The following is a 24,114-nucleotide window of genomic DNA, read 5'->3' as shown; positions in this document are numbered from 1 at the left end:
GGTGAGGCCAACCCCCTTGGGGGGCAGCGACCCGCGCAGCGGCGGAGCGTGGGGGCCCTATTTAGCGGTAGGCATCACGAACTCGGCGCCCTTTTCAATGCTCTCGGGCCAGCGTTGCATGATGGATTTTTGCTTGGTGTAGAAGCGCACGCCCTCTTCGCCGTAGGCGTGCATGTCGCCAAACAGACTCTTCTTCCATCCACCGAACCCCTGCCAGGCCATGGGCACGGGAATCGGCACGTTGATGCCCACCATGCCGACCTGGATGCGTCGCGCAAATTCACGGGCCACATGGCCGTCGCGGGTGAAGCAGCTGGTGCCGTTGCCGAACTCGTGGTCGTTGATCAGTTGCACCGCTTCGCCAAAGTCTTTGGCGCGCACACAGCTCAGCACTGGACCAAAAATTTCTTCTTTGTAGATCTTCATGTCGGCCGTCACATGGTCGAACAACGTGCCGCCCATCCAGAAACCACCCTCGCAGCCCTCGCCCGTCTGCTTGGCATCAAACGGGCGGCCATCCACCAACATCTTCGCGCCTTCGGCCTCACCCGCCTCGATGCAGCCGGTGATGCGCTGGTGCGCTGCAGCGGTGACGATGGGCCCCATTTCAGCCGCCAGATTGGTGCCGTTCAACACCTTCAGCGCCTTCGTGCGTTCGATCAGCTTGGGCATGATCTTGTCGGCCACGTCGCCCACCAGCACCGCCACCGAGATGGCCATGCAGCGCTCGCCGGCCGAGCCGTAGGCCGCGCCGATCAGGGCGTCCACCGCCTGATCCAGATCGGCGTCGGGCATCACCACCATGTGATTCTTGGCGCCACCCAGGGCCTGCACACGCTTGCCGTGGTGGGCGCCGGTCTCATAGATGTAATTGGCGATCGGTGTGGATCCCACGAAGCTGATGGCTTTGACATCGGGGTGCACCAGCAGCGCATCCACCGCTTCTTTGTCGCCCTGGACCACATTGAAGACACCGTCGGGCAGACCGGCCTGCTTGAACAGTTCAGCCATGAACAGGCTGGCGCTCGGGTCGGTCGGACTGGGCTTCAGGATGAAGGTGTTGCCCGCAGCAATGGCCACCGGGAACATCCACATGGGCACCATCACGGGAAAATTGAAGGGGGTGATACCGGCCACCACACCCAATGGCTGGCGCAGTGTCCAGTTGTCCATGCCGGTGCTGACCTGGTCGGAAAAATCGCCCTTGAGCAACTGCGGCATGCCGCACGAGAATTCGATGATGTCGATGCCACGCGCTACTTCGCCTTGTGCATCGGTGAACACCTTGCCGTGTTCGGCGGTGATCAGGTGAGCCAGTTTGTCTTTGTGCTGGTTCACCAGCTCCAGAAACTTGAACATCACCCGGGCGCGTCGGATGGGGGGCGTGTCAGACCAGGCGGGAAAGGCCGCCTGCGCGGCGGCCACAGCGGTGGCCACATCGGCCACATTGGCCAGGGCCACGCGGCCGGTGACGGCGCCAGTGGCTGGATTGAACACCTCCTGAGCGCGGGAAGAGGTGCCGGCAGCGGGTGCGCCTGCGATGAAGTGGTTGATGGCTTTAACGGTCATGGGGTGTGCCTCTGAGGTGTTCGAAAAATGGGGGCTGCAATGCGCCGCAGGGTCCAGTGTAGGAAGAGTGCACCATTGAAACAACCCATTCCTGCTGAATTGATTGTTCAATATAGTGAACAATAGAACCATGAACGAGCAAAACATCCAGGGACTCTGGGGCCATTTCCACTGGCTCGGCGTGCTGGCCCAGCAAGGCAGCTACACCGCGGCGGCGGCGCGCCTGGGTGTGAGCAAGGCGGCCGTGAGCCAGCGCATCGCCGAGCTCGAGCGCATGGCGGGCGTGCCCCTCGTACAGCGCACCACCCGCAGCGTGCGGCTGACCGAAGCCGGCCAACGGCTGGTGGACGACACCCGCGCTTCCTTCGAACACATTGCCCAGTCGTTCTCGCGGGTGCGCGACCTTGCTGGCGCTCCCCGCGGCCTGTTGCGCGTGACGGCGCCGGTGGCCTTCGCTCGCCAGCAGCTGGTGCCCCGGCTCGGCGATTTCCTGCGCGAGTACCCCGAGGTACGGCTGGAGCTGAATATGTCCGACCATCTGGCTTCACTGGCCACCGAGGGTTTTGACCTGGCCATCCGCCACACAGCCACCCCACCCGACACCCATGTGGCCTGGACGCTCTGCGCAACGTGCTCCGTGCTGGTGGCCAGCCGCGCCTATCTGCGCCGCCACGGCACGCCGCAAACGCCCGCCGATCTGGTCGCCCACAACTGCCTGCACTACCCCCGCTCCCAGGACACCCCCGCCTGGACGCTGGAGCCGATGCACGAAAAACCGGCGACCGAACGAACCACCGTACAGGTATCGGGATCGCTGGCCGCCAACAACAGCGAGGCCCTGCGCGACGCTGCGCTGAGCGGCCTGGGCATCGCCCTGCTGCCCGACTTCACCGCCCAGGACAGCCTGCAGGCGGGCAAGCTGATCCAGGTGCTTCCTGGATGGAAGCCGGTCGGCGCTTTCGCCGAGCACCTCTACGCCATCCGCCCCTATTCGGCCCACGTGCCGCGGGCGGTCAGCGCCTTCGTAGCCTACCTGCGCCAGACCTTGGCGGGCGGTTTCGCCGACGGTATCCAGCCGTGAGCTTGTGGTGACGCTGAAGCGCTCAAACCACCCTTCGTCGGATCAATCGGACAAGAACTAGGGTTTACCCTAGTATTCAGGGGTCAACCCAAACAAATGTTCCAAGGAAACCCGATGTCGACCGCCAGCGTGATCACGCTCCCCCTCACACCCGCCAACCCCTTCAGCCACTGGTTCCAGAAGGGCCTGAACAGCATCCGGTCCTCCGGCAACCCTGTGCGCACGCCATCGGACCGCCCCTTGCCGGCCAACCGCCAGGAAGCCGAAAAACTGCGCGCCCTCGCCCGCGACATGATGCGCATCGATGCCGGTTCTGCGGCCGACATGTTTGCCGCCGCCGACCGCCACGAAATCGGCTACAACGCCAGAGCGTGAGCCCAGCCCCATGAAAAAAGCCCGGTCACGCCGGGCTTTTTTCATGGGGAGCACCAGCAGGGCACTCAGCCCATCAGCCGTGTCAGCGCTTCCTGGTACTTGGCCGAGGTCTTTTCGATCACCGCTTTGGGCAAGCGGGGCGCCGGTGGGGATTTGTCCCAGGGTTTGCCGCTCACCTGGGCGGCTTCCAGCCAGTCGCGCAGGAACTGCTTGTCGTAGCTGGGCGGGTTTTCGCCAACCACATAGCTCTCAGCGGGCCAGTAGCGTGAGCTGTCGGGCGTGAGCACTTCGTCCATCAGCACCACCTGACCGGCAGGGTCCAGGCCAAACTCAAACTTGGTGTCCGCGATGATGATGCCCTTCTCGAGCGCCATGTCGGCAGCGGCCTTGTACAGGGCCAGTGCCAGATCGCGGATCTGGCCCGCCACGTCGGCACCCACCATCGCCACCGTTTCCTCGAAAGTAATGTTCTCGTCGTGCTCGCCCATTTCGGCCTTGGCGGCGGGGGTGTAAATCGGCTCGGGCAGTTTGGACGCGTTCTGCAGCCCTTCGGGCAGCGGCACGCCACACACCGATCGGCTCGCCTGGTATTCCTTCCAGCCGCTACCGGCCAGGTACCCGCGCACCACCGCCTCCACTGGAATCGGCTTCAGGCGCTGCACCAGCATCGAGCGGTCGACCACCTGGGACACTTCATCTGCGCTCACCACGCTCTCGGGCGCATCGCCCGTGAGGTGAATTGGGCAAATATTCAGGCCATTCGGGCCCAGCTTGTCAAACCAGAACAGCGACAGGCGCGTGAGCAGCGCGCCCTTGCCCGGGATGGGCTCGCCCATGATCACGTCAAAGGCACTGATGCGGTCAGACGCCACCATCAGGATGCGGTCGTTGCCCACGGCATAGTTGTCGCGCACCTTGCCACGCGCAAGCAGCGGCAGGGAATTCAGAGTGGATGTGTGCAGGGCGGTAGTCATGGTCGTCGGCGCAGAAAGAGGGACGGGCAAGAAAAAAGCCCGTGTGACGAACAGTCAACGGGCTTGAACCATTCCGGGAGATTATCGCAGGTCGCTCCGGGCCCCTGTTTTGCCCCCGGCACAGGCTCAGGCGCCGGGCCGCAAGGTCCAGCGGGACAGGGTCTCCCGCTCGCGCTCCAGCCTCAAACCGTGCTGCGCGTGGTCCATGGCCCGCTCGGCTTCTATTCGCGCGGCCGCGCTCAGCGGCTCCTTGGTATTGGTCGCCATCAGCGCCAGGGCGCGCTGCACCGCCAGCCCCACTTCCAGCATGTGGGCGCCGTCTCGGGCAATGGGCTCAAACACATCGCGCAACAACGCATCCGGGTCCACAGGGACCACGGTGATGCGGTCATACCGCACATCGGGCTTGGATTCACCGGCCAGATCATGCGTGCCATCGATCAACAAGCGGGTCAACACACCCACCACCAGCACCGCCGTGCCCGGGTCGTTCACAGCGGGCGACAACGCCCGCTGCGCGATCTCGCTGAGGATCACCAGGCCAAAGCGCGGGTCCTGCTCCTCGGTTCGGTCGCGGCTCACCACAAAGGCTTGGCCCATGGCTTGCAGCGCCTTGGCATCGGGCGGATTGGGGCCCACCAGCACCGCCAGCACGCTCGACGGTGCCACGTAATCCCCAGGTCGCACCCGCACATGCAACAGCGCTTCGTGGTCCGCAGCCTGCTGCTGCAGCGCGGCGAGATCGATGTACTGCAAGAATCCCGAACGCTCACCGTGCACACGCACACCCGAGGGCATCTCCAGCGGCGCGTCTTCGCGCCCGCCGAGCGCAGGCGCCAGGTGCCAATTGCGCAAAGGCGGCAAGGCCGCTTTTTCCACCGTGGTGATGGTGTGGCTCATGCGGCCCAACTTTGACAGGGTGTCGATCCAGCGCAGCAACGCCAGAATCAGGTAGCCGAGCACATAGATCGTGAAGCCCAGCAACACAAACCGGCCGGTGTCGCCGTAATAACCGAGGCCCAGGGCGGTGAGGGCCACCATGGCAAAGATGAACGAGGCGATGAACGCCGAGATCGCATGCTGGGCGCTGTCGTCGGCCATGACCAGACGGGTGGCGCGCGGGGTGGCGCTGGAAGCCGCCGAGGCAAATGCGCTGACCAGAATGGACAGCGAAAACGTGCTCACCGTCAGCATGCTCGATGCAATGATGGTGAGCAGGCCTTCCAGCGCAGACTGCCCGATGTTGGGCAGGCCTGCAGGCAACGGCCAGCGGTTGGCCAACGCCGCCATCAAGGCCACCGCCACGGCGGCCACGCTCCAGAACGTAGGCCGAAACCAGAGTTTGCCGTCGAGTCGGCGCCAGATCAGATGCAGTTTGAACATGTGCTGCGCATCATGGCATGAACAACCGGCCCTCCCAACCGTCCCGGCATTCGACCACCCTGTCGGGACAAAAAAAACCGCCCCTCAGGGCGGCTTGGGCAAGGCCGAAGATCTTTTCGATCAGACCACTTGCTGGGCGAGCTCGCCCTTGGCGTAGCGCGCAGCCATCACGGTCAGCGTGTCGCCCTTGATCTTGGCGGCCTGGCCTTCGCAGCCAAATTCCATGTAGCGCTGCTTGGCCACCTGCTTGGCGGCTTCGCGCGCGGGCTTGAGCCATTCGCGGGCATCGAACTTGTCGGGGTTCTCTGCCAGGAATTTGCGCACCGCGCCGGTCATGGCCAGGCGGATGTCGGTGTCGATGTTGATCTTGCGCACGCCGTGCTTGATGGCTTCCTGAATCTCTTCGATCGGCACGCCATAGGTTTGTTTCATCTGGCCACCGTACTGGTTGATGATGGCCAGAAGGTCCTGCGGCACGCTGCTGGAGCCGTGCATCACGAGGTGGGTGTTGGGCAAGCGGGCGTGGATTTCTTTCACGCGGCTGATCGCCAGGATGTCGCCGGTGGGCTTGCGGGTGAATTTGTAAGCGCCGTGGCTGGTGCCAATGGCGATGGCCAGGGCATCGAGCTGGGTGGCTTTCACAAAGGTGGCGGCCTCTTCGGGGTCGGTCAGCATCTGGGCGTGGTCCAGCTTGCCCACCGCGCCCACACCGTCTTCTTCGCCCGCTTCGCCGGTCTCCAGGTTGCCCAGGCAACCCAACTCGCCTTCGACTGTGGCGCCGACCTTGTGGGCCATCTCCACCACCTTGCGGGTCACTTCAACGTTGTAGTCGAAGCTGGAAGGCGTTTTGCCGTCGTCCATCAGCGAACCGTCCATCATCACCGAGCCAAAGCCCAGATCCAGCGCGCCCTGACAGATCTTGGGCGAGGTGCCATGGTCCTGGTGCATGACCAGCGGGATGTGCGGATACATTTCGGCCGCCGCGAGGATCAAATGCTTGATGAAGGGCTCACCCGCGTACTTGCGGGCGCCTGCGCTGGCCTGCAGGATCACCGGGGCGCCCACTTCATCAGCGGCCGACATGATGGCCTGGACCTGTTCGAGGTTGTTGACGTTGAACGCTGGAATGCCGTAGCCGTTGGCGGCAGCATGGTCGAGCAGTTCGCGCATTGAGACGAGTGCCATGGGAAGACTCCTGAAGTTGCTTAAAACTGGGCGCAAAGCCTTGTTGGGCCTCACTGGCGGCGCTCACAAAAGGAGCAGGACCATTTTTGGTAACCGCTTGGTAACTTCAGATTTTACGATGGCGTGGTCACCAGGAATTGACGCACCGTGTCCAGCACCGGCGCCAGGCCCCTGAGCGGTGCGGCCATGGCACCCATCAGCGTGGTGTGACTCACCCCATCAAACAGCTCGACCCTCACCGTTTGTCCCCGTTCGGACAGCGCTTGGGCAAGGCCCAGCGTGTTGCGCTCAGGGTTGACAAGATTGTCCTTGCGGGCCGCGATCAGCAGCACCCGGGGTGGAGCGGCAGCGTCCGGGCGGCGTGCGTGGAACAGGGGTTGGGAATCGAGCGGCGTGTCGGGCCATGCAAAGGCCTCTTGCACATCGGGCGCGCGGATGGGCAAAAAATCGTAGGGGCCGGCCAGGCCGATCCAGCCGGCGATCTGCTCGCGGCTGGCGCCTGCCTCCTGCAGCCACCGGGCGTCGAGCGCCAGCATGGCAGCGTTGTAAGCCCCCGCACTGTGCCCCATGAGGAACACGCGCTGGGGCGATACGCCCCACGCTCCAACGCTGTCCAGCGCTCGCTTCACCGCTTCGGCGCTGTCTTGCAAAAACACCGGGTAGCGCACTTCCGGGCTGAGGCGGTAGTCGGCCACCACGGTCACGATGCCCTGCGCCGCCAACGCTTCACCCACAAATTTGTAATCGGCCCGCTCGCCGCTGTTCCAGGAGCCACCGTAGAAGAACACCGCCATCGGTGCCCCCTGCACGGCGGGCTTGGGCAGGTACACATCCATGCGCTGGCGCTCCTGAAGGCCGTAAGGCAGGCTCTCGATCAGCGTGTGACTGCCGTTGGGCACGAGGGCATTGATCAGCCCCAGCGGGGAACAGGCCTGCAGCAAAGGCAGCAGCCCGATCGCTGCCAGCCATTGGCGGCGGCGATCGGGCTTGGGCAAAGGTTCAGTGGGCGCAGCGCAGACTGGCTTCATGTCTTTTATTGCGCACGCCACCCCTGATCGAATTCAGCTCGCGCGGCAGATTTTCAAGGTATTGGTGCCACCCGGCGTGCCCATGGGTTCGCCCACGGTGATCGCATAGACGTCGCCGGTCTGAATCACACCGCGCTTTTTCAGATCGGTTTCGGCCTGTGCCAGGGCGGTATCGCGGTCGGCGCTGGTGTCCATGAGCAAGGGGCGCACGTTGCGGTACAGCGTCATGCGGCGCTGCGCGCTGAGACGCGACGTCATTGCAAAGATGGGCATGTTCACGTTGTGGCGGCTCATCCAGAGCGCCGAAGAACCCGATTCGGTCAGCGCCACGATGGCCTTGGCCTTGAGGTGGTGGGCGGTGAACAGCGCGCCCATGGCAATGGCCTGGTCGATGCGCTGGAACGTCGCACCGTGGAAGTCGTCTTCCAGCGGGTCGTAATCCGTCTTTTCAGCTTCCTGGCAGATATTGGCCATTTCCATGACCGTTTCCAGGGGGTACTTGCCCGCAGCGGTTTCGGCACTGAGCATCACGGCATCGGTGCCATCCAGCACGGCGTTGGCCACATCGCTCACCTCGGCGCGGGTGGGCACCGGGTTGACGATCATCGACTCCATCATTTGCGTGGCGGTGATGACCACCTTGTCCATCTGGCGCGCCAGCTTGATCATGTGTTTTTGCAGGCCAGGCACCTGGGCATTGCCCACTTCCACGGCCAGGTCGCCACGCGCGACCATGATGCCGTCGGACACCCTCAGGATGTTCGCCAGCTCGGGGATGGCTTCGGCGCGCTCGATCTTGGCGATCAGGGCAGGCTTGTGCCCCATCTCGGCGCCGGCCACATTGCACAGCTGGCGGGCCAGCTCCATGTCGGTGGCGTTTTTCGGAAAGCTCACCGCCACGTAGTCGGCCTTCAGGGCCATCGCCGTCTTGATGTCATCCATGTCTTTGGCGGTCAACGCGGGCGCGGTCAGTCCACCGCCCTGCTTGTTGATGCCCTTGTTGTTGGACAGCTCGCCGCCCAGCTTCACGGTGGTGTGCACCGCAGGGCCCACCACCTTGACCACCGTCATCACGATCAGACCGTCGTTGAGCAGCAGGGTGTCACCAGCTTTCACATCGCGCGGCAGCTCTTTGTAGTCCAGCCCCACACCGTCGATGTCTCCCGGCTCGGTGCGCGAGGCATCGAGCACAAACGGCTGACCCGGCTCCAGCATCACTTTGCCGTCGGCAAACTTGCCCACGCGGATCTTGGGGCCTTGCAAATCGGCCATCACGCCCACCTCAACCCCGGCCCGCTGCGCCGCTTCCCGCACCATGGTGGCGCGGTCAATGTGGTCCTGGGCTTTGCCGTGGGAGAAATTCAGACGAACCACATTGACGCCGGCGCGGATCATCGCCTCCAGCATGGCGGGATCGCTCGAAGCGGGACCCAGGGTGGCGACGATTTTGGTGGCGCGTTGTGGCATGTGGTTTGTCTCGTGTCTGTGAAGGGGTGTTGTCAGCGGATGTGCCTGAGCAGAAAGCGGACGCTCAGACCCGGTCTTGTAATTTGGTTTCAATTATCTGTGAAACAAGTTACAAGTGGGTTACCAACATGCAACAGCTCGTGGTGATGTTGAGTACATGCAATAGTGTCTATCGCACATCTGTACATAAACAATAGAGTCTGTCGCAGCCTTCTCACAGTGCGAAAACGTGCGGTTAAAACTGCTTTTGCACCCGCAGACGACACCGGGAAATGGTCGTTGCTGCACGTGTTTGCGACCTTTCGGGGAACGGATTTCAGACACCCAACGCTTGCGGCCAGCCTGAAGGGGCGGTCTTCGGGGACAGCCATGCAGCGGTTGGCGTCTACGGTAAGTGGACGCTCATGGCACGGGTTGTCCACCGAAGCAGCCTTCCGAAAGGTCTGTGGCCCCGCAGGCCGAAAGCCCGGTTTCAGGTTTACTCTGTTGACAAACTCGGCTGTGATTCGGGTGCCTAGCTGAGTTTGTCTTGGTCTGAGCAGAGATGATTTTTGAGCTTCGCGAGGAAGCCCCCCCGATCTGGGGACTCGGGCGCAGTGGAGGCCTGTAACGAAGTTATCGCTCGAACCGGCCATGCTTTGTCTGAATGCACCTGCGTGGAACCCCGCAACTACTTCTCTTGAACGCCATAGGCTATGACGAGTGCAGAGCAGTCACGTGAAATCAAACAAGACAAGGCAGAACTTGAAGCCGTTGCGCTGAAATCTATTTTGTCGGGAACTGCTTGGTACGACGTTGAGAGGGCCTCGATCTTTCCTGAGCGCTGTGGTGCCTTGATTTCGATCCAGCTGTTTCAGCTTCTGACTGGAGGGCAGCTTTTTTCAATCCAAGTTGATGGGCGCCGACTCATACCGGACTGCGCCTTTGACTCGGTTGGTAGTGGGCCGCCGGAGATTGGGAAGCTATTGCGGCTTTTCCCCGGATCATCGACTTTGCGTTTGGCAGCATGGCTGGCGTCGACGAACTCCAATTTGGACGGCCGTCGGCCGCGCAAGCGCTTGTCGGTGCAGCCCGATCTTGCAGTCTCTGCTGCGAGAACACATCAACTCGGGCCGCTACATGGATAGATACGGGCTGCCCTGGCTTTCGCCAGGGACACGCAGGCGGAGTTCGGCTAGAAGTGCAGGCCAACGCTTCGAATTGTCCAATGCTTCCAGTGAAGTCAGCGATTTAGAAAACGCTCCCCAGGCTGACTTTGCGTGAGGACCAGCCAAGTGTGGCCCGGTGGGTGATGGCCGTCCTATTTCAACCTGTTGCTGCCAATCAACCGGCCCAAGGCAATGACTTGCATGCAGCGATTACCGGAAGCAGCGGGCGAACCGTGATCTCACGCGTTGTCTCTGAAAGCTGCCATCCGAGGTATATGGGGTCTCGCTGGCCCGATGACAGGTTTGCTGTTTTACGTCCGACCTCAGACTGGCGCCTCACTGCTATCAGCGTCCGCTTGCTGAGAGATGCCACTCGGAATGAAGCCCTCGCCGTGGCTGGCGAGGTAGTCGCGGATCAAGCGCCGCACCACTTGGGACGGGGTGACGTCCTGACGCGCACACAGGCTTTCAAGGGCTTTTTTCTTGGCCGGGTCAATCAGGACGGTCAGGCGGGCGGTTTTTAACTCCATGTGTGCATTCTATGTAAATGTGATGACCACCTCAGGCGGGTTTGGCATTCAGTAGCGTCCCATCCAGCGTCCTTCAAAAACCGAATCCGGGCGCTTGACTGGCAACGGTGTCCTGGGCGCCGGTTGCGTCTCCACCAGTTGTGACGCTGGGGGCACTTGAACTGGCACACCTTCTTCGATCGCAAAGGCTGCTGATTGAAGGTCCGGGTCCAGCACCAACAGAACATCACCCAAGTAGGGCAAGCGCAGTCCGGTCAGTTCCGGGTCGCTCATGGGCGCCTCTCGCTGCGCAACGAGATTGGCCGACGTCAATGCATACCAGAGCCGCAAGTTGACGCGCACACAACGGGGGCGGGCTCGCTGAGACTTTAGAGACTGTTCAAGCTGTGACAATGACATGATAATATTATTGCAATTGTATGTGTGTTGAATGCATACTGTAGTCGCATTAAAGATGTGACACAAGCTCACAACCCCGCCACCATGATCCAGAGCCTGACCCACAAGGTGCGCACACGCAGAGCGAACCGCCAGCTCGGGGGTCTGCTGGCGTTCGTGGCTGGCGCGGCCAATGCGGGTGGATTCCTGGCCATCCACCGCTACACCTCGCACATGACGGGCATCGTCTCAGAGCTGGCAGACAACCTGGTACTGGGCAACTTCTATCTGGGTGCAGCAGGCCTGGCCGCACTGCTGGCGTTCACTTCGGGGGCCGCCACCACGGCCGTGCTGGTGAACTGGGCCCGGCGGCGGAACCTGCACAGCGAGTACGCCTTCTCGTTGATGCTCGAGGCGGTTCTGTTGCTGCTTTTCGGTCTGCTGGGTGCCAACCTGAACGCCTTGATCGATATCTTTCTTCCAGCCACGGTGCTGGTCCTGAGCTTCATCATGGGACTGCAAAACGCCATCGTGACCAAGATTTCCAATGCCGTGATCCGCACCACGCACATGACTGGTATCGTGACCGACCTGGGCATCGAACTGGGTCGGCTCTTCTACTGGAACCGCACGCACGAGGCCAATGCAGTGCATTTCGTGCGGGCCGACCGCGACAAGCTGGCGATTCACTCCACCATCCTCGGTCTGTTCTTCACCGGCGGGCTGGTGGGCGCGCTGGCGTTCAAACACGTGGGGTTCGTCGCCACGCTGCCCCTGGCGCTGGTGCTCAGCGCGGTGGCAGCGCCACCGCTGTGGCAGGACATCAGCGATTGGCTGCGCCAGACTGAGAAAGGGTGAAGGTTATGAAAGCATTGCAACGCGGCCAGAGGTCACGCACAAACGTGCAAGCGGTGATCACATTCCAGCCAATGGGCGAAACCCGAAACTGGCCAGTTGCCATGGCCTTCCAAGACAACGGCTTTGTGCGTTGGTCCTCGCCCTGTCTGGATGACAGCCATGAGCATGCCGATATGCAGGCGTTTGAACACCGGTTTGGTGACTGCGCCTGCGCCTTGCCGGCCTTCATGCGCGCCATGCAATGGTTCGACGCCGTGTGTTTCGGTGCGGCGGATCTTGAAGCGGTGCGGCGGGCCTGTGTGCTCAACCCAGAGTACGGACTGGACTGTGTGACCGAACCAACCGCCTTCCCATAACCAAAACCACAACCGGCCGAACCCTTGACGACATGACTGCATCAAGCACCAATTCCAGCGCCACCGCTGGACGCGAGGCCGGTTTGCTCAACAACGGCGCGCGGGTGGATCACGTGCGCTTCAAACGCAAGCTGCGTTTTGGCACAACCGACATCCAAAGTGCGATGGATCTGCGCGACCCCGACCGGCTGGTGTTGAGTTACACGCGCCTGATGATGGCCTTCTTGCTGTTTCAGCCACAACCACAGCACATCCTGATGATCGGGCTGGGCGGCGGTTCGCTGCCCAAGTTCTGCCATCAGCACCTGCCGGGATCTGACATCACAGTAGTAGAGATCGACCCTGAGGTGATCGCCTTGCGCGATCAGTTTGAAATCCCGTCCGATCAGTCGGGCTTCCGCGTGGTCTGGGCCGACGGTGCTGACTTTGTGGCGGTGGTTGACGATCAGCGATTCAACGTGATCCTGGTCGACGGCTTCGAGGCCGAGCAGATGGCGCCAGCCCTGGGGACCCAGAGCTTCTACCACCACTGCCAACGCCTGCTGCGCCACGGCGGCGTGGTGTTGTGCAACCTGCACGAGCTGGACATCTACTACGGCGTGTTCATGGAACGGATTGCCTTGGCCTTTGACGGCAACGCACTCGTGGTGAGTACGCGCGAATGCGGCAACTCCATTGTCTTCGCGCGCAAGGACACGGCCATCGACGCGCGGCTGCCCCAGCACCTGGTGCGCCCGGCGTCCATGGCGCCAGGTGCCTGGTTGGGCATTGAAGCCGATCTGCACGACGTGCTGCGAGCGGCACGCAGGGTCAAGGAATACGGGTGATCACCATCCTGGAGGCCAAACGCTCTGGCCAGTTCGGCAAGGGCCGGTTGCTTCCCAACGTGGTGGCCGGCGTCATCGTCGGCGTGGTGGCGCTGCCGCTGGCCATGGCCTTTGCGATTGCCTCGGGCGCGCGACCTGAGCAAGGTATTTACACCGCCATCATCGGTGGCTTCATGGTGTCGCTGCTCGGTGGCAGCCGGGTGCAGATCGCCGGACCAACCGGCGCCTTCATCGCCATCCTCGCGGGGGTGACGGCCAAGTACGGCATCGATGGCCTGCGCATGGCCACGCTGATGGCCGGCTTCATCTTGCTGTTCATGGGCGTAGCCAAGATGGGTGCGGTGATCCGCTTCATTCCAGCGCCGGTGATCGTGGGTTTCACCAGCGGCATCGGCGTGATCATCTTCGTGGGCCAGTGGCGCGACTTCCTGGGCCTGCCCGTCACCGGCGGTGAACATTTCCACGAGAAGCTGATACACCTGCTGGGCGTGATCACGCAGGTGCATGTACCGACACTGGCCGTGGGTGTGCTGAGTCTGCTGCTGGTGCTGTACTCGTCTCGCATCCGGGGCATGTCGCGGGTGCCAGGGCCGCTCACGGCGATGGTGGTGGCCACGGTGATTCAGTCGGTCTGGCAGATACCGGGCGTGGCCACCATCGGCACGGCCTTCGGCGGCATTCCGCTGGGCTTACCCAGCCTGTCCATTCCCACGGTGACGCTGACGCAGATGATCCAGCTCATCGGGCCAGCCTTCACCATCGCCATGCTGGGCGCCATCGAGTCGCTGCTGTCGGCGGTGGTGGCTGATGGCATGACCGGCACCAAACACGACTCGAACCAGGAGCTGGTAGGCCAGGGTCTGGCCAACATCGTGGCCCCCTTGTTCGGCGGCTTCGCTGCCACCGGCGCCATCGCGCGCACCGCGACCAATGTGCGCAACGGCGGCACCAGCCCGCTGGCGGGCGTCACGCACACGCTGACCCTGGTGGCGGTGATCCTGTTCCTGGCGCCACTGGCGCAGAACATCCCGCTCGCGGCGCTGGCGGCCATCCTGTTCGTGGTGGCCTACAACATGAGCGAGATTCCGCACTTCCTGCACATTCTGCTGCGGGCGCCACGGGCCGACGGGCTGATCCTCGTCATCACTTTTGTGCTCACGGTGTTCGCCGATCTGGTGGTGGCTGTCAACGTGGGTGTCATCCTGGCCACGCTGCAATTCCTGCGCCGCATGGCCGCGTCGGTGGAGGTGCAGTCGCTGGACGAGGACGACCTCAAACCTACCCTGCAGGAGCTGGGACAGTCGGTGCTGCCCGATGGCGTGTTGGTCTACGAGATCAACGGTCCCTTCTTCTTCGGTGCAGTGGAAAGCCTGGAGCGCATTCTGCTGCAGACCCGCACCGACCCGAAGGTGCTGATCCTGCGCCTGCGACTGGTGCCCTTCATGGACTTCACAGGCCTTCAGGCGCTGCAGGACGTGGTGCGCAAGCTGCAAAAGCGTGGCGTGCGCGTGATGCTGTGCGAGGCCAATCACCGTGTGCGCGCCAAGCTCTGGAAGACCGGCGTGCTCGACACTTTGGCCGAGGGCGACTATGCCGACGATCTGGCCGGCGTGCTGCGCCGCTTGCCCGAAGCACCTACTTGAGCGTTCTTTCCCTTCGGTTTTGCACTGCATTTTTTGATTCCAATGCGTTTTCCTACCTGCCCAAAATGCCAACCCACCATGGCCTACCCGGACGGCGATCTGCTCGCCTGCCCCGGTTGCGGCCACGCATGGCGCGCGGGTGATGAAGCCGAAACTACCGAGACCGTCAGTGACTGGCGCGATGCTGGGGCAATAAACTCAACGACGGTAGTGACGATGATCAAGGACCTCAAGCGCAAGGGCTCGTCGCTGGTGCTCAAGGTGGGCACCAAGGCCCGCAACAACCGCCGCCTTGAAGGCGACCACGACATCGACTGTAAGGGGGATGGCGTTGGGGCCATGCAGCTGAAATCTGCCATGGTCAAGAAGGCGTGAACCGGTCACCCCTGCGCGTGCCGGACGGCGCTTTCAGGTTTTCACTTTAATCATCACCCTTTCCAGGACCTCTACCATGACAACATTGATCCCTGCCACCCTGATCCCTGGCGATGGCATTGGTCCCGAGATCGTCGATGCCACGCTGGCTGCTCTTGAGGCACTCAAGGCGCCTTTCGACTGGGACCGACAGATCGCGGGGCTCGAAGGCGTCGAGCAGGCCGGAGACCCCTTGCCACAGGCCACCCTTGACAGCATCCACCGCACGCGCCTGGCGCTCAAGGGCCCCCTGGAAACGCCCTCGGGTGGGGGCTACCGGTCATCGAATGTGCGGCTGCGCGAAGAGTTCAAGCTGTACGCCAACCTGCGGCCAGCCCGAACCATCATTCCCGGTGGGCGCTTCGACAACGTCGACCTCGTCGTGGTGCGCGAGAACCTTGAAGGTCTGTACATCGGACACGAGCATTACGTGCAAATCGATGACGACCCGCATGCCGTGGCGATGGGCACGGGGATCAACACCCGCGCAGGCAGTCGCCGGCTGCTGGAGTTCGCCTTTGAACACGCCATCGCCGCTGGCCGCAAAAAGGTCACGATCGTGCACAAAGCCAACATCATGAAAGCGCTCACGGGCATTTTTCTGGAAACTGGCCTGGAGTTGTACGAACGCAAGTACAAAGGCAAGTTTGAACTCGACACCATCATCGTTGACGCCTGCGCAATGAAGCTGGTGCTCAACCCATTGCAATTCGACATGCTGGTCACCACCAACCTTTTTGGCGACATCCTGTCCGATCTGGTGGCGGGCCTGGTCGGCGGACTCGGCATGGCACCGGGGGCCAACATCGGTGCAGATGCGGCGATCTTTGAAGCGGTCCACGGCTCAGCGCCGGACATCGCTGGCAAGGGGGTCGCCAACCCCACAGCCCTGCTGCTTGCAGCCGCGTTGATGCTTGACCACGTCAAACTCACGGAAAAAGCCACACGCCTGCGCCAGGCGCTCGATGCGACGCTGAACGTCGACAAAGTCCGGACAGGCGATTTGGGTGGCAAGGCAACCACGGCAGAATTCACCAAGGCGCTGGTCGACCGCATCTCGAACGGCTGAGTGGATTGCATCTCTCAACCCTCGATGGTTGAATTTGTTAGGCGAACCCTACTCTCTGGGTGGGGCGCATCGGCTCAACCTGGGTGTAAGAACTCCTCCCCGGGACTTGCCACGGCCGGTCTTGATCGAGCGACCGGTCTGTCTCAACCAGCGGTCGCTTGAGGCCCCTGTTCCGCGAATGACCGCTTGAATCGGCGTGCGAAAGCAGTCGGACAGTTCAATGCCATCTGCGCCCGCATCGGGCCAGCGCTGGTCAGTCGTCAAACCCCAGGAACACCGCAGCTTCGTCTAGCGATTTGCGCTGAGATACGACCGCGTTGGCCGGAAAACTGTCGTCAGGCCAGCCCATTGCGACGCAGGTCTGGATCACCTGGTCTTCCGGGATGCAGGCCTCGGCCCGCACCACTGGCGACTGCATGATGCCCTGGCTGTTGATGACCGTGCCCAAGCCACGTGACCATGCCGCATTGACGATGCAATTGACGACGCCACCGCAATCGAAAGGCGCGACGTCGCTGCCGTAGATAGCGCGGTCGTAGGTGATGACGATGGACACCGGTGCGTCGAACTGGCGGAAGCCGCGCAAAACCCACTCCTGGCGTTTGGCCTTGTCCTCGCGAGCGATGTCCATCGCGGCAAACAACTGCTTGGCCACGCCGATCTGCCGTTCGCGGTGAGCACCGGCGTAGTCAGGGCCCAACCGAAACTCGCGCGAATGGGGTACGCCGGCCAGGTTGCGCTCGACATTGCCTCGCCGGATGCGGTCCAGCACCTCGCCGGCCACCACGTAGAAATTCCAAGGCTGGGTGTTCAGAGACGTCGGTGCGCGCATGGCCAGCCCCAGCACCTCGCGCACCAGCGCCTCTGGCACCGGCTTGTTCAGGTAACCGCGGATACTGCGGCGCCCTTGCACCACTTGGTCGAAGTCCATAAGCGTCTTGCCCTCATCTCTTGGGTTGGTCAAAAAAACATCCGACTGCCCGGACGTGGGTGATGCTAGCGCAGCGCGCCTCAATGCTTGTCACCAAGGCGGCACGCTGCACCACGTAGCCAGCCAATGGCTCACGCGCACGGCCGGCTGTTTGTCCACTCTGGAAATGCAACATCGGATTCCCGGAATCGGCCGAATTCTGGTGCAGATGAGGCTGGACCATGCGGCGGCTTTCATACACCCGCTGAGATGTTCAGCGAATGTGTTGCATCGACCGGTTGAATCCGCCGTTCAAAGCGGAAACTCATTTAGCGCTGATATGTCCGTATTGCAGCGCTTGCGGTCGATCGCAGGCGGCCCTTGAACTCACATTTCTGACAAGCAATTGCGGTTCGAATCGATGCTTCCAGCATCACGTTTGAAGCGATCCTGATGCAAGGGCTGTGGACTACCCCCACTGATCCAGGCGAACATCAACGTCCCGGTCGGGGGTGCTCAAAGTCCATCTTCTCAAGCCTGTTGTTTGTCGAGAAAATCACGAACGGCCAACAACTCGATCTCGAAATTCGCCACCAGAGAATCGAACATCGCAGTGTGCGGCTTGCTGGCGGTTGCCGCTTCGATGTCGGCGCAAACCTGCCCAAGGTGCACCGCCCCGATAGCGCGCGCGGTCGACTTCAGCTTGTGGGCGACATCGAACATGGCCTGCACCGAACCGGCGGAGTGGGCCTTCGCTATCGCCAGTGCAGAGCCAGCCGTGTTTGCGCGAAAGGACGCCAGCACTTCCTGCATCCCTTCCGTGTCGCCCCCCAGGAGGTCGGCGAGCACGCGCAAGTCGACCGGTGGCGGCATGGTGGGTGTCCCTTCGTCTATCACGGCATTGCGCGGCAGCGTTGGCGCGGGTCGCAACCAGGCGTCGATGGTCGCCTTCAACTGCTCCAGGCGAACCGGCTTGCTCATGTAGGCGTCCATGCCGGCCTGGCGGCAGCGCAGCTCTTCCTCTCGCAAGGCGTTTGCGGTCAACGCGATGATCGGCAAGCGCGCAGCACCGCCCTCTTCGGCCCGCACCGCTGCGGCCAGCGTGTAGCCGTCCATGACGGGCATGTGCAGATCGGTCAGTAGCAGGGCATGCCCCCCCCGGCGCCAACAGGCCAGTGCCTCGACGCCATTGGCCACCATCTCGCCACGGTAGCCCAGCAGCGCGAGTTGATGTGTCAGCACCTTCTGGTTGATCTCGTTGTCTTCGGCCACCAGAATCAACGGGCCAGCGCCATGGGGGATCTCATCGCGCAAAGGAGCCCGATGCAACGGCATCTCAGGGGCAACTTCCGGCGATTGGAGTCGGGCCGCCTGGGCCACGCTGCGCAAGAATTTGGCAGGGTGCAGACATTCGCCGCTGAGCCACTCGTGGTCCGACGCCTGCCGGTGCGCCCGGTCCCGGCCGCTCTCCTCAACAACCACAAAAGCAAGCACCAGCTCTGGGTGCTCCGCCACGGCGGCGCGGCAGGCCGCGATCATGGCACCACTGTTTTCGGCGTTGTCGGCGATGACGACGACACAGCACTCCAGGCCACCGCTGCGCAACCAGGCCTGGGCCTGCGCCGAGGTCTGCTGACAGGTCGCGAAGGCGCCCGCATGACTCAGGTAGTCGGTCAAATCGGCGCCCAGACCTGTGCAACTCCCCACCACCAGGCAGGGCAACCCTGCCAGCGGCTGTGGCACCGATTCGGGCTGCGTGTCTTTGTCAGGCAACGGCACCATGGGCAGGCGCACCGTGAAGGTCGTCCCCTCATCCATCACACTGCAGACCGCCACTTCGCCACCCATCAACGACACCAAGCGGTGCGAAATGCTGAGCCCCAGCCCGGTGCCACCGAAGCGCCGTGTCGTGCTGGCATCAGCCTGGGTGAAGGGAGAAAACAAGCGCTCCAGGGTTTCGGGCGCCATGCCGATGCCGTTGTCGGCCACCTCCAGCACCAGCGTATCGGCAACGCACAGCGCGCGCAAGGACACCGAACCGCTGCGAGCCAGCCCGTGGCTGAACTTGATCGCGTTGCCAAGCAGATTCGTCAGCACCTGGCGCAGCCGGGCGGCGTCGCCCAACATCCCCCGCGACAAGCGCGGGTCGGTGTAGAACCGAAGGCCAACCCCCTGGCTCTTGGACAGGGGATGCAACGCATCGCACACGCTTTCGATGACCGTCGCCACGTCCATCGGCTCGTGGTCCATGTCGAACTGCCCTGCTTCGATTTTTGAAAAATCGAGCACGTCGTCGACGATAGCCATCAGGGCATATGCCGATGCGCGCGCGGTCTTCACCAGGTCGAGCTGATCAGGTCGGAGCTGGCTGGCTTCAAGCACGTCGATCATGCCGACGACGCCGTTCATTGGCGTTCGGATCTCGTGGCTCATCATCGCCAGGAAAGAGGACTTGGCGTGGTTGGCCTGCTCGGCCAGTTCGCGCGAACGCTCCAGCTCCAGGGTGCGATGGCGCACCCGATCTTCAAGCCCTGCGTTGAGCTGGCGGAGGTCTTCCACGTTTTGGCGGCGCTCGCTGATGTCGCGTTCAATCGACACGAAATGGGTGCATCGATCGCCCGACACGGCCACCGGTGTGATGTCGAGCTCGATCCAGTGCGATTTGCCGTCCTTTGTGTATTCGAGCAGTTCGGCCTGCACGGGTTCGAAACGGGCGATCGCCGCGAGCATGCGGTCGAGCTCGGTACGGTCGGTCAGCGGCCCACTCAGCAGGGCAGGTGAGCGCCCGACCACTTCGTCGCGGGTATAGCCGGTCAGGCGCTCAAAGGCTTCGTTGACAAACACGATGCGCAGGCCCTGTGGCAGCTCGGGTGCCGGCTCGGAGATCACGACCATGTCATTGAGCTGCGCAACGCTGGCCTCGAGCAGCTTCAACTGCTGGTGCGCTGCACGCCTCCCGCTGACGTCGCGGAAATACACCGAGAGCCCGTCGTCAGAGGGGTGGCAGTCGACACCGATCCACATATCCAACGGCGGGTAGAAAGTTTCGAACCTGATGCCCGTTTCTCCGCCCATCGCGCGGTGAAAACCATGGTCGAAATCCGTGCCCAGCGCATCTGGGTACACCGCCCACAAGTCACACCCGAGCAGCGCGCCGCGGGTGCGTCCCAACAGCCGCTCGGCCTCGCCGTTGACGTAGGTAATCTGCCAGTCCCTGTCGACGGTGAAGAAGCCGTCGGTGATGCTCTCCAGCGTATTGGTCAGTCGTGCCGCCAGCTTCTGCGTTTCAAGCGCGGCCAGCTTGCGTTCGGTGATGTCCTGCAGCGCGCCCTGGGTGTACACGATGCGGCCTGCGGCATCTCGCACCGCTTCGCCCATCGTGCGCACCCAGAAACGGCGTCCAGTGGCCGATATCTTCTCAACCTCCAGGTCGTAGGGGATACCGAACTTGCCACAACGCTCAACGGCTTTTCGGACAACGGCGCGGTGTTCGGGAACGAACGAGGCAATACCCTCGTCCAGCGAGGGTGAGTAGCCAGCCGGTGCGTCGTGCAGGCTGGCCACGATGTCGGACCAGTACAGATGCCCGTTGCTCATGTCCCTTCGCCAGCCGCCCACCTTGGCCATCTGGCCCGCCATGTCCAGCATGGCCTCGCTGTCGCGCAAGGCCTGCTGTGCCAGGATGTCGTCGGTGATATCCCGGGCGATGCCAATGACACCAGCCAGCTCACCCTGGGCGTTGCGGTAGGGTACACGCGTTGACCTGAAGTTGCGCCTGCCGCCCACACCTGTGAGCCACTTGTCGGAAACCTGCACAGTGCCTGCCGCAAACAAATCCCGATCATTGTCGACAAGAATTCTGGCGTCGGCCTTCCCATATAAAGTGTGGTCGTCACAACCCAAAATCTGTTCGATCGATCGCCCCATAAAGTCGGCAAGGGCTTTGTTGCAAAGCAGATAGCGCCCCTGAATATCCTTGACGTAGACGAGGTTGGGGCTGCCGTCGACGACGGCCTGCAGCAAACGGGCGCTCGGCAGTGTCGCTTGCTCGGCGCGATCGCTGATGTTGAGGTGCATGACCACCGCGCCGCCAGCGCATCCCGCCTCCAGCGGTATTGCCGTGAGCAGGTAACGCCGCTGCTCGACATCCGTGTCACTGTCGTATTCGCCCGAGAAATGCTTGCTTTCCCCGGCGAGTACGGCGCGCAGCGCCGCGCCCGATCCGGGGAACGGGTCGCAGGTATCGAGGTAGTTGCGGCCAACGCTGTGGTTGACGTCGCGCAGGCCATTCGCGTTGGTGAAGCAACGCCAAGCCTCGTTCACCGCGACGATCACGCCATGGGCATCGAGCAGAGCGATGCGGATCGGTAGCGCGTCGAGCAACGCCCTGTGGGGTATTGAATCTTGGTGCGGTTCCTGTGCCTGGGCGTTTTGCAGCAGAAGGCTGTGGTCAGCCTGGTTCGCCACGGTGTCGACCTCAGCAGCGATCAGCGTCGCAAGTTCTAGCTCGGTGGCGTGCAAGGTTTCGACGAGCGCTGCGATCCGCGCCTTTCGATCCGACTCGGCATGGGGGTGCGGCTCGGTCATGGGTGGTCCGATTTCGCCACAAAGTCCTTTGGCAAGCCCAGCAACGCCGTCAGCGTCGCCGTGTCGCAAATCTGCGCCTTGTCGCCGTTCTTGCTACAAGGCAGGCGCTCCGGTTTTAGCCGCATTGGTGACTTGAGCATACCGTCGACCTTACTCCTGTGGCACCCAGCCTCAAAGAGGCGCATGGCAGGTGCCGAATTCAAGGCACAGCCCGCGAAGTACACCCCGAGGCTATCGTCGGGTGGGCAGGTCATCGACAACTCAGTCAGGTCTTTGAATTTCTTTGAACGCGACAGCATCAAGTTCTCTGTGCGATTGGCCAGCATCTCGAGGTGAAGCGCCCTCAACAGCACGTCGAGCTCTGCGGCATGCCACCACAGGGGTCGATGCCGGGGATGTCCGTCGCCGCTGCAGCCAAGTGCGACAGGCCCGTTGCCTGGTTCGGGTGCAGTTCAGGTTGTCGGAGCGGAGAATGGAGCCATCCTAGGATCTTGTTATGGGGAACGAAGAGGCCGCTTCGCCGAGCGGCACCCTGCCAAAACCGAGCGTTTTGGCCTCACATGCTGCAAACAATGCCCATTGGAAACCCCAGGGTTTCACCGCTGCAGCCCCATGCATACACGCACCTGAATGTCGTTGACCCCCAGTATAGTGGGTTCGATATTCATGCGAACGAGCTGACTGCACACCGCTCTGTTGCGCTTGAGGACTTCAAGGGTGGACTGTCCCCAGTCGAATGGACAACCTGTCCCTATCCCTTGGACAGTCCACCATGTCGACCCGTTGCCGTCATTCGAACCATTGGCCGAGGCGCCGCAAAGCGCCCACCCGCACCGCGCTTCATGACACAGGCAGAGCGCCTCGCAACCTGCCGACGCAGGCTACAGGCCCGGGCACCAGCCAGGCGGCAGACCGTCAATAGGTCCACCGCCCGACAGTCCGACTTACTTGCCGGCTTTCTTGCCAATGGCCTTTTTGGCCGTGGCTTTCTTGGCTGCAGGCTTCCTGGCAGCGGGTTTCACAGCAGCCTTTTTGGCGACCGGTGCCTTCGCTGCTGCCTTTTTCGGCGCAGCAGTCTTGGTCTTGACGGCGACGGCCTTCTTCGGCGCAGCAGTCTTGGTCTTCGCGGCGACAGCCTTCTTCAGCGCAGCGGCTTCCTTCTCGATAGCCTTCTGCAGAGCCTTGGCTTTGCGCTCGGCGCCAACTTGCAGAGCAGCCAGTCGCTTGCTGGTGCTGCGCTTGGTGGCTTCGAGCTTCTTCTCGGCGGCCTTGACCGACCTCTCGGCGGATGTACCCGCCTTGGACAGCTCTGCTTGGGCTTTCGCGAGCTGCTTCTCGGCAGCCTTCACAAGGCCGCTGATCTTGTGCGAAACGGCGGTGCCCACTTCCTGGACAGCGGAACTCAGGTGTGCGCCGGCGGTTGCGAGTTCAGACTTTTTGGTGGTCTTGCGGGTTGCCATGTTCTTCCTTTGAATGTGAACGGATGCCTGCGAAAAATGCAGTGCTCTGAAATCTACGCTGAGTATGAGGTTATGTCAGTTCAAAATCGCCTGTCTGCGGCATGCTCACAACACAAAGCACATCCTGCAGGCCCGAACGGGAGGCAGGCCGCCTTTGTAATTCGCGCCGACCAAGGCGCACGTGGTGTCTGAAGCCAACGAAGTGACGTTCAATTTGAGCGATCGAATTGATTCGCGACCAAGCTGCTTGGCAGCAATCCATTGTTTTTAGCCCCGATGCCATTGCTGCCAGAGCCATAAATTGGACAGGCGTCAGACGCTGATGAGCGCGCTGAAGGGCAAGGGCTTCAACTTTGCCTCCAGCCAGATGGCCTTCGAGGGTGTCAAAATGAACAACGTCGATCGCCGGCGCGAGACTCAGCAAAGCAATGGCATGGCGATCCCGTTCGGCCACGGTCCAGTCGAGGGGCGCTACCTCAGCCTGACGACGGACCACCCCCCCCGAAGCGCGTCGTGCACAACGCCTAACTCGAACTGAGTGAGTGCAGCAACAAGAAGGATCGCGCGGTCTGGTCCAGCTGGCTGACCGCTGGCCGCCCGACGATCTGGGTATTGACGCTGTCTGTAGATCAAGCGGCGCTTACTCACAACGGCCACTCAGCCAAGACCGCTGATGGCCGAAAACAGCCGATCACAATGGGCCCAAATCTACCCATTGCGGAAGTTCAGCTCAACCGAGCCAGAGGCTGTGCGTGCCGATGCCGAACTGCTCAGATACCGCGAAACTCGCCGGTTTTGGCTCAACCTACCGATCACCATGCAACACGTTGTCAGTTTTGACGAATCGGTTCGTTGACCGTGGCACCCGAATC

Annotated in this window: 21 protein-coding genes; 8 read left to right on the top strand and 13 right to left on the bottom strand. The window is 62.2% G+C overall.

What is annotated here, in order from left to right; translation table 11 throughout:
* Positions 1-57: 57 nt before the first annotated feature.
* Positions 58-1,569: a CoA-acylating methylmalonate-semialdehyde dehydrogenase gene (locus tag E5678_RS18970; RefSeq protein ID WP_136179978.1), complete on the bottom strand. Its 1,512-nt coding sequence runs from the start codon at positions 1,567-1,569 to the stop codon at positions 58-60.
* Positions 1,570-1,699: 130 nt separating this feature from the next.
* Here E5678_RS18970 and E5678_RS18965 point away from each other — a divergent pair, with 130 nt between their 5' ends.
* Both E5678_RS18965 and E5678_RS18960 read left to right on the top strand, forming a co-directional pair.
* Positions 1,700-2,650: a LysR family transcriptional regulator gene (locus E5678_RS18965; RefSeq protein ID WP_136179977.1), complete on the top strand. Its 951-nt coding sequence runs from the start codon at positions 1,700-1,702 to the stop codon at positions 2,648-2,650.
* A gap of 114 nt (positions 2,651-2,764) precedes the next feature.
* Positions 2,765-3,025, top strand: a complete 261-nt coding sequence (locus E5678_RS18960) for a hypothetical protein (protein WP_136179976.1) — start codon at positions 2,765-2,767, stop codon at positions 3,023-3,025.
* Between the two features lie 65 nt (positions 3,026-3,090).
* Here the strand turns inward: E5678_RS18960 and E5678_RS18955 are convergent, their stop codons facing one another.
* From E5678_RS18955 to E5678_RS18925, 7 genes are all read right to left on the bottom strand, one after another.
* On the bottom strand, positions 3,091-3,999 hold the full coding sequence (locus tag E5678_RS18955; RefSeq protein WP_136179975.1) for a phosphoribosylaminoimidazolesuccinocarboxamide synthase: 909 nt from the start codon (positions 3,997-3,999) through the stop codon (positions 3,091-3,093).
* Positions 4,000-4,125: 126 nt separating this feature from the next.
* Complete coding sequence (locus E5678_RS18950) at positions 4,126-5,382, bottom strand: DUF2254 domain-containing protein (RefSeq protein ID WP_136179974.1); 1,257 nt, start codon at positions 5,380-5,382, stop codon at positions 4,126-4,128.
* A gap of 120 nt (positions 5,383-5,502) precedes the next feature.
* Positions 5,503-6,567, bottom strand: coding sequence for a class II fructose-bisphosphate aldolase (gene fba / locus E5678_RS18945; RefSeq protein WP_136179973.1), 1,065 nt, complete (start codon positions 6,565-6,567; stop codon positions 5,503-5,505).
* A 113-nt stretch (positions 6,568-6,680) separates the two neighbouring features.
* Positions 6,681-7,595, bottom strand: coding sequence for an alpha/beta hydrolase (locus E5678_RS18940; protein ID WP_136179972.1), 915 nt, complete (start codon positions 7,593-7,595; stop codon positions 6,681-6,683).
* A 33-nt stretch (positions 7,596-7,628) separates the two neighbouring features.
* Positions 7,629-9,062 (bottom strand): pyruvate kinase, encoded by a 1,434-nt coding sequence (gene pyk / locus E5678_RS18935; protein ID WP_136179971.1) that lies wholly within the window; start codon positions 9,060-9,062, stop codon positions 7,629-7,631.
* Between the two features lie 1,471 nt (positions 9,063-10,533).
* The gene (locus E5678_RS18930; RefSeq protein WP_136179970.1) at positions 10,534-10,740 is read right to left on the bottom strand and encodes a ribbon-helix-helix protein, CopG family; all 207 of its coding nucleotides are present in this window, start codon (positions 10,738-10,740) and stop codon (positions 10,534-10,536) included.
* 48 nt (positions 10,741-10,788) lie between these two features.
* The gene (locus E5678_RS18925) at positions 10,789-11,139 is read right to left on the bottom strand and encodes a hypothetical protein (protein ID WP_136179969.1); all 351 of its coding nucleotides are present in this window, start codon (positions 11,137-11,139) and stop codon (positions 10,789-10,791) included.
* An 84-nt stretch (positions 11,140-11,223) separates the two neighbouring features.
* Between E5678_RS18925 and E5678_RS18920 the strand changes: the two genes are divergently transcribed.
* The 6 genes from E5678_RS18920 to E5678_RS18895 all read left to right on the top strand — a co-directional run bounded on the left by E5678_RS18920 (position 11,224) and on the right by E5678_RS18895 (position 16,285).
* Positions 11,224-11,976 carry a YoaK family protein gene (locus E5678_RS18920; RefSeq protein WP_136179968.1) on the top strand — a complete coding sequence of 251 codons (753 nt, stop codon included), beginning with the start codon at positions 11,224-11,226 and terminating at the stop codon, positions 11,974-11,976.
* 101 nt (positions 11,977-12,077) lie between these two features.
* Complete coding sequence (locus tag E5678_RS18915) at positions 12,078-12,332, top strand: hypothetical protein (RefSeq protein ID WP_136179967.1); 255 nt, start codon at positions 12,078-12,080, stop codon at positions 12,330-12,332.
* Positions 12,333-12,364: 32 nt separating this feature from the next.
* On the top strand, positions 12,365-13,159 hold the full coding sequence (locus tag E5678_RS18910; protein WP_136179966.1) for a fused MFS/spermidine synthase: 795 nt from the start codon (positions 12,365-12,367) through the stop codon (positions 13,157-13,159).
* A complete protein-coding gene (locus E5678_RS18905) occupies positions 13,156-14,802 on the top strand; it encodes a SulP family inorganic anion transporter (protein WP_136179965.1) in 1,647 nt (548 codons plus the stop codon). Before E5678_RS18910 ends, E5678_RS18905 begins: the two co-directional genes overlap by 4 nt.
* Before the next feature lie 78 nt (positions 14,803-14,880).
* On the top strand, positions 14,881-15,177 hold the full coding sequence (locus tag E5678_RS18900) for an alkylphosphonate utilization protein (protein WP_247596831.1): 297 nt from the start codon (positions 14,881-14,883) through the stop codon (positions 15,175-15,177).
* A gap of 76 nt (positions 15,178-15,253) precedes the next feature.
* Positions 15,254-16,285, top strand: a complete 1,032-nt coding sequence (locus E5678_RS18895; RefSeq protein ID WP_136179957.1) for an isocitrate/isopropylmalate family dehydrogenase — start codon at positions 15,254-15,256, stop codon at positions 16,283-16,285.
* A 253-nt stretch (positions 16,286-16,538) separates the two neighbouring features.
* On the opposite strand, the gene E5678_RS18890 is transcribed toward E5678_RS18895, so the two are convergent.
* From E5678_RS18890 to E5678_RS18870, 5 genes are all read right to left on the bottom strand, one after another.
* Positions 16,539-17,216 carry a nitroreductase gene (locus E5678_RS18890; protein WP_136179963.1) on the bottom strand — a complete coding sequence of 226 codons (678 nt, stop codon included), beginning with the start codon at positions 17,214-17,216 and terminating at the stop codon, positions 16,539-16,541.
* Positions 17,217-17,726: 510 nt separating this feature from the next.
* Positions 17,727-21,782: a PAS domain-containing protein gene (locus E5678_RS18885; RefSeq protein ID WP_136179962.1), complete on the bottom strand. Its 4,056-nt coding sequence runs from the start codon at positions 21,780-21,782 to the stop codon at positions 17,727-17,729.
* Positions 21,779-22,081: a hypothetical protein gene (locus E5678_RS18880; RefSeq protein WP_136179961.1), complete on the bottom strand. Its 303-nt coding sequence runs from the start codon at positions 22,079-22,081 to the stop codon at positions 21,779-21,781. The genes E5678_RS18885 and E5678_RS18880 overlap by 4 nt, the downstream gene beginning before the upstream one ends.
* 645 nt (positions 22,082-22,726) lie before the next feature.
* Positions 22,727-23,242, bottom strand: a complete 516-nt coding sequence (locus tag E5678_RS22375; protein WP_168708608.1) for a histone — start codon at positions 23,240-23,242, stop codon at positions 22,727-22,729.
* A 70-nt stretch (positions 23,243-23,312) separates the two neighbouring features.
* On the bottom strand, positions 23,313-23,696 hold the full coding sequence (locus E5678_RS18870) for a hypothetical protein (RefSeq protein WP_136179959.1): 384 nt from the start codon (positions 23,694-23,696) through the stop codon (positions 23,313-23,315).
* Positions 23,697-24,114 lie beyond the last annotated feature (418 nt).

This window comes from Hydrogenophaga sp. PAMC20947 (assembly GCF_004795855.1).
In the GTDB taxonomy this organism is placed as follows: domain Bacteria; phylum Pseudomonadota; class Gammaproteobacteria; order Burkholderiales; family Burkholderiaceae_C; genus Hydrogenophaga.
The sequence above is the reverse complement of the archived record's forward strand: the minus strand, read 5'-3'. Positions and strand labels throughout refer to the sequence as shown.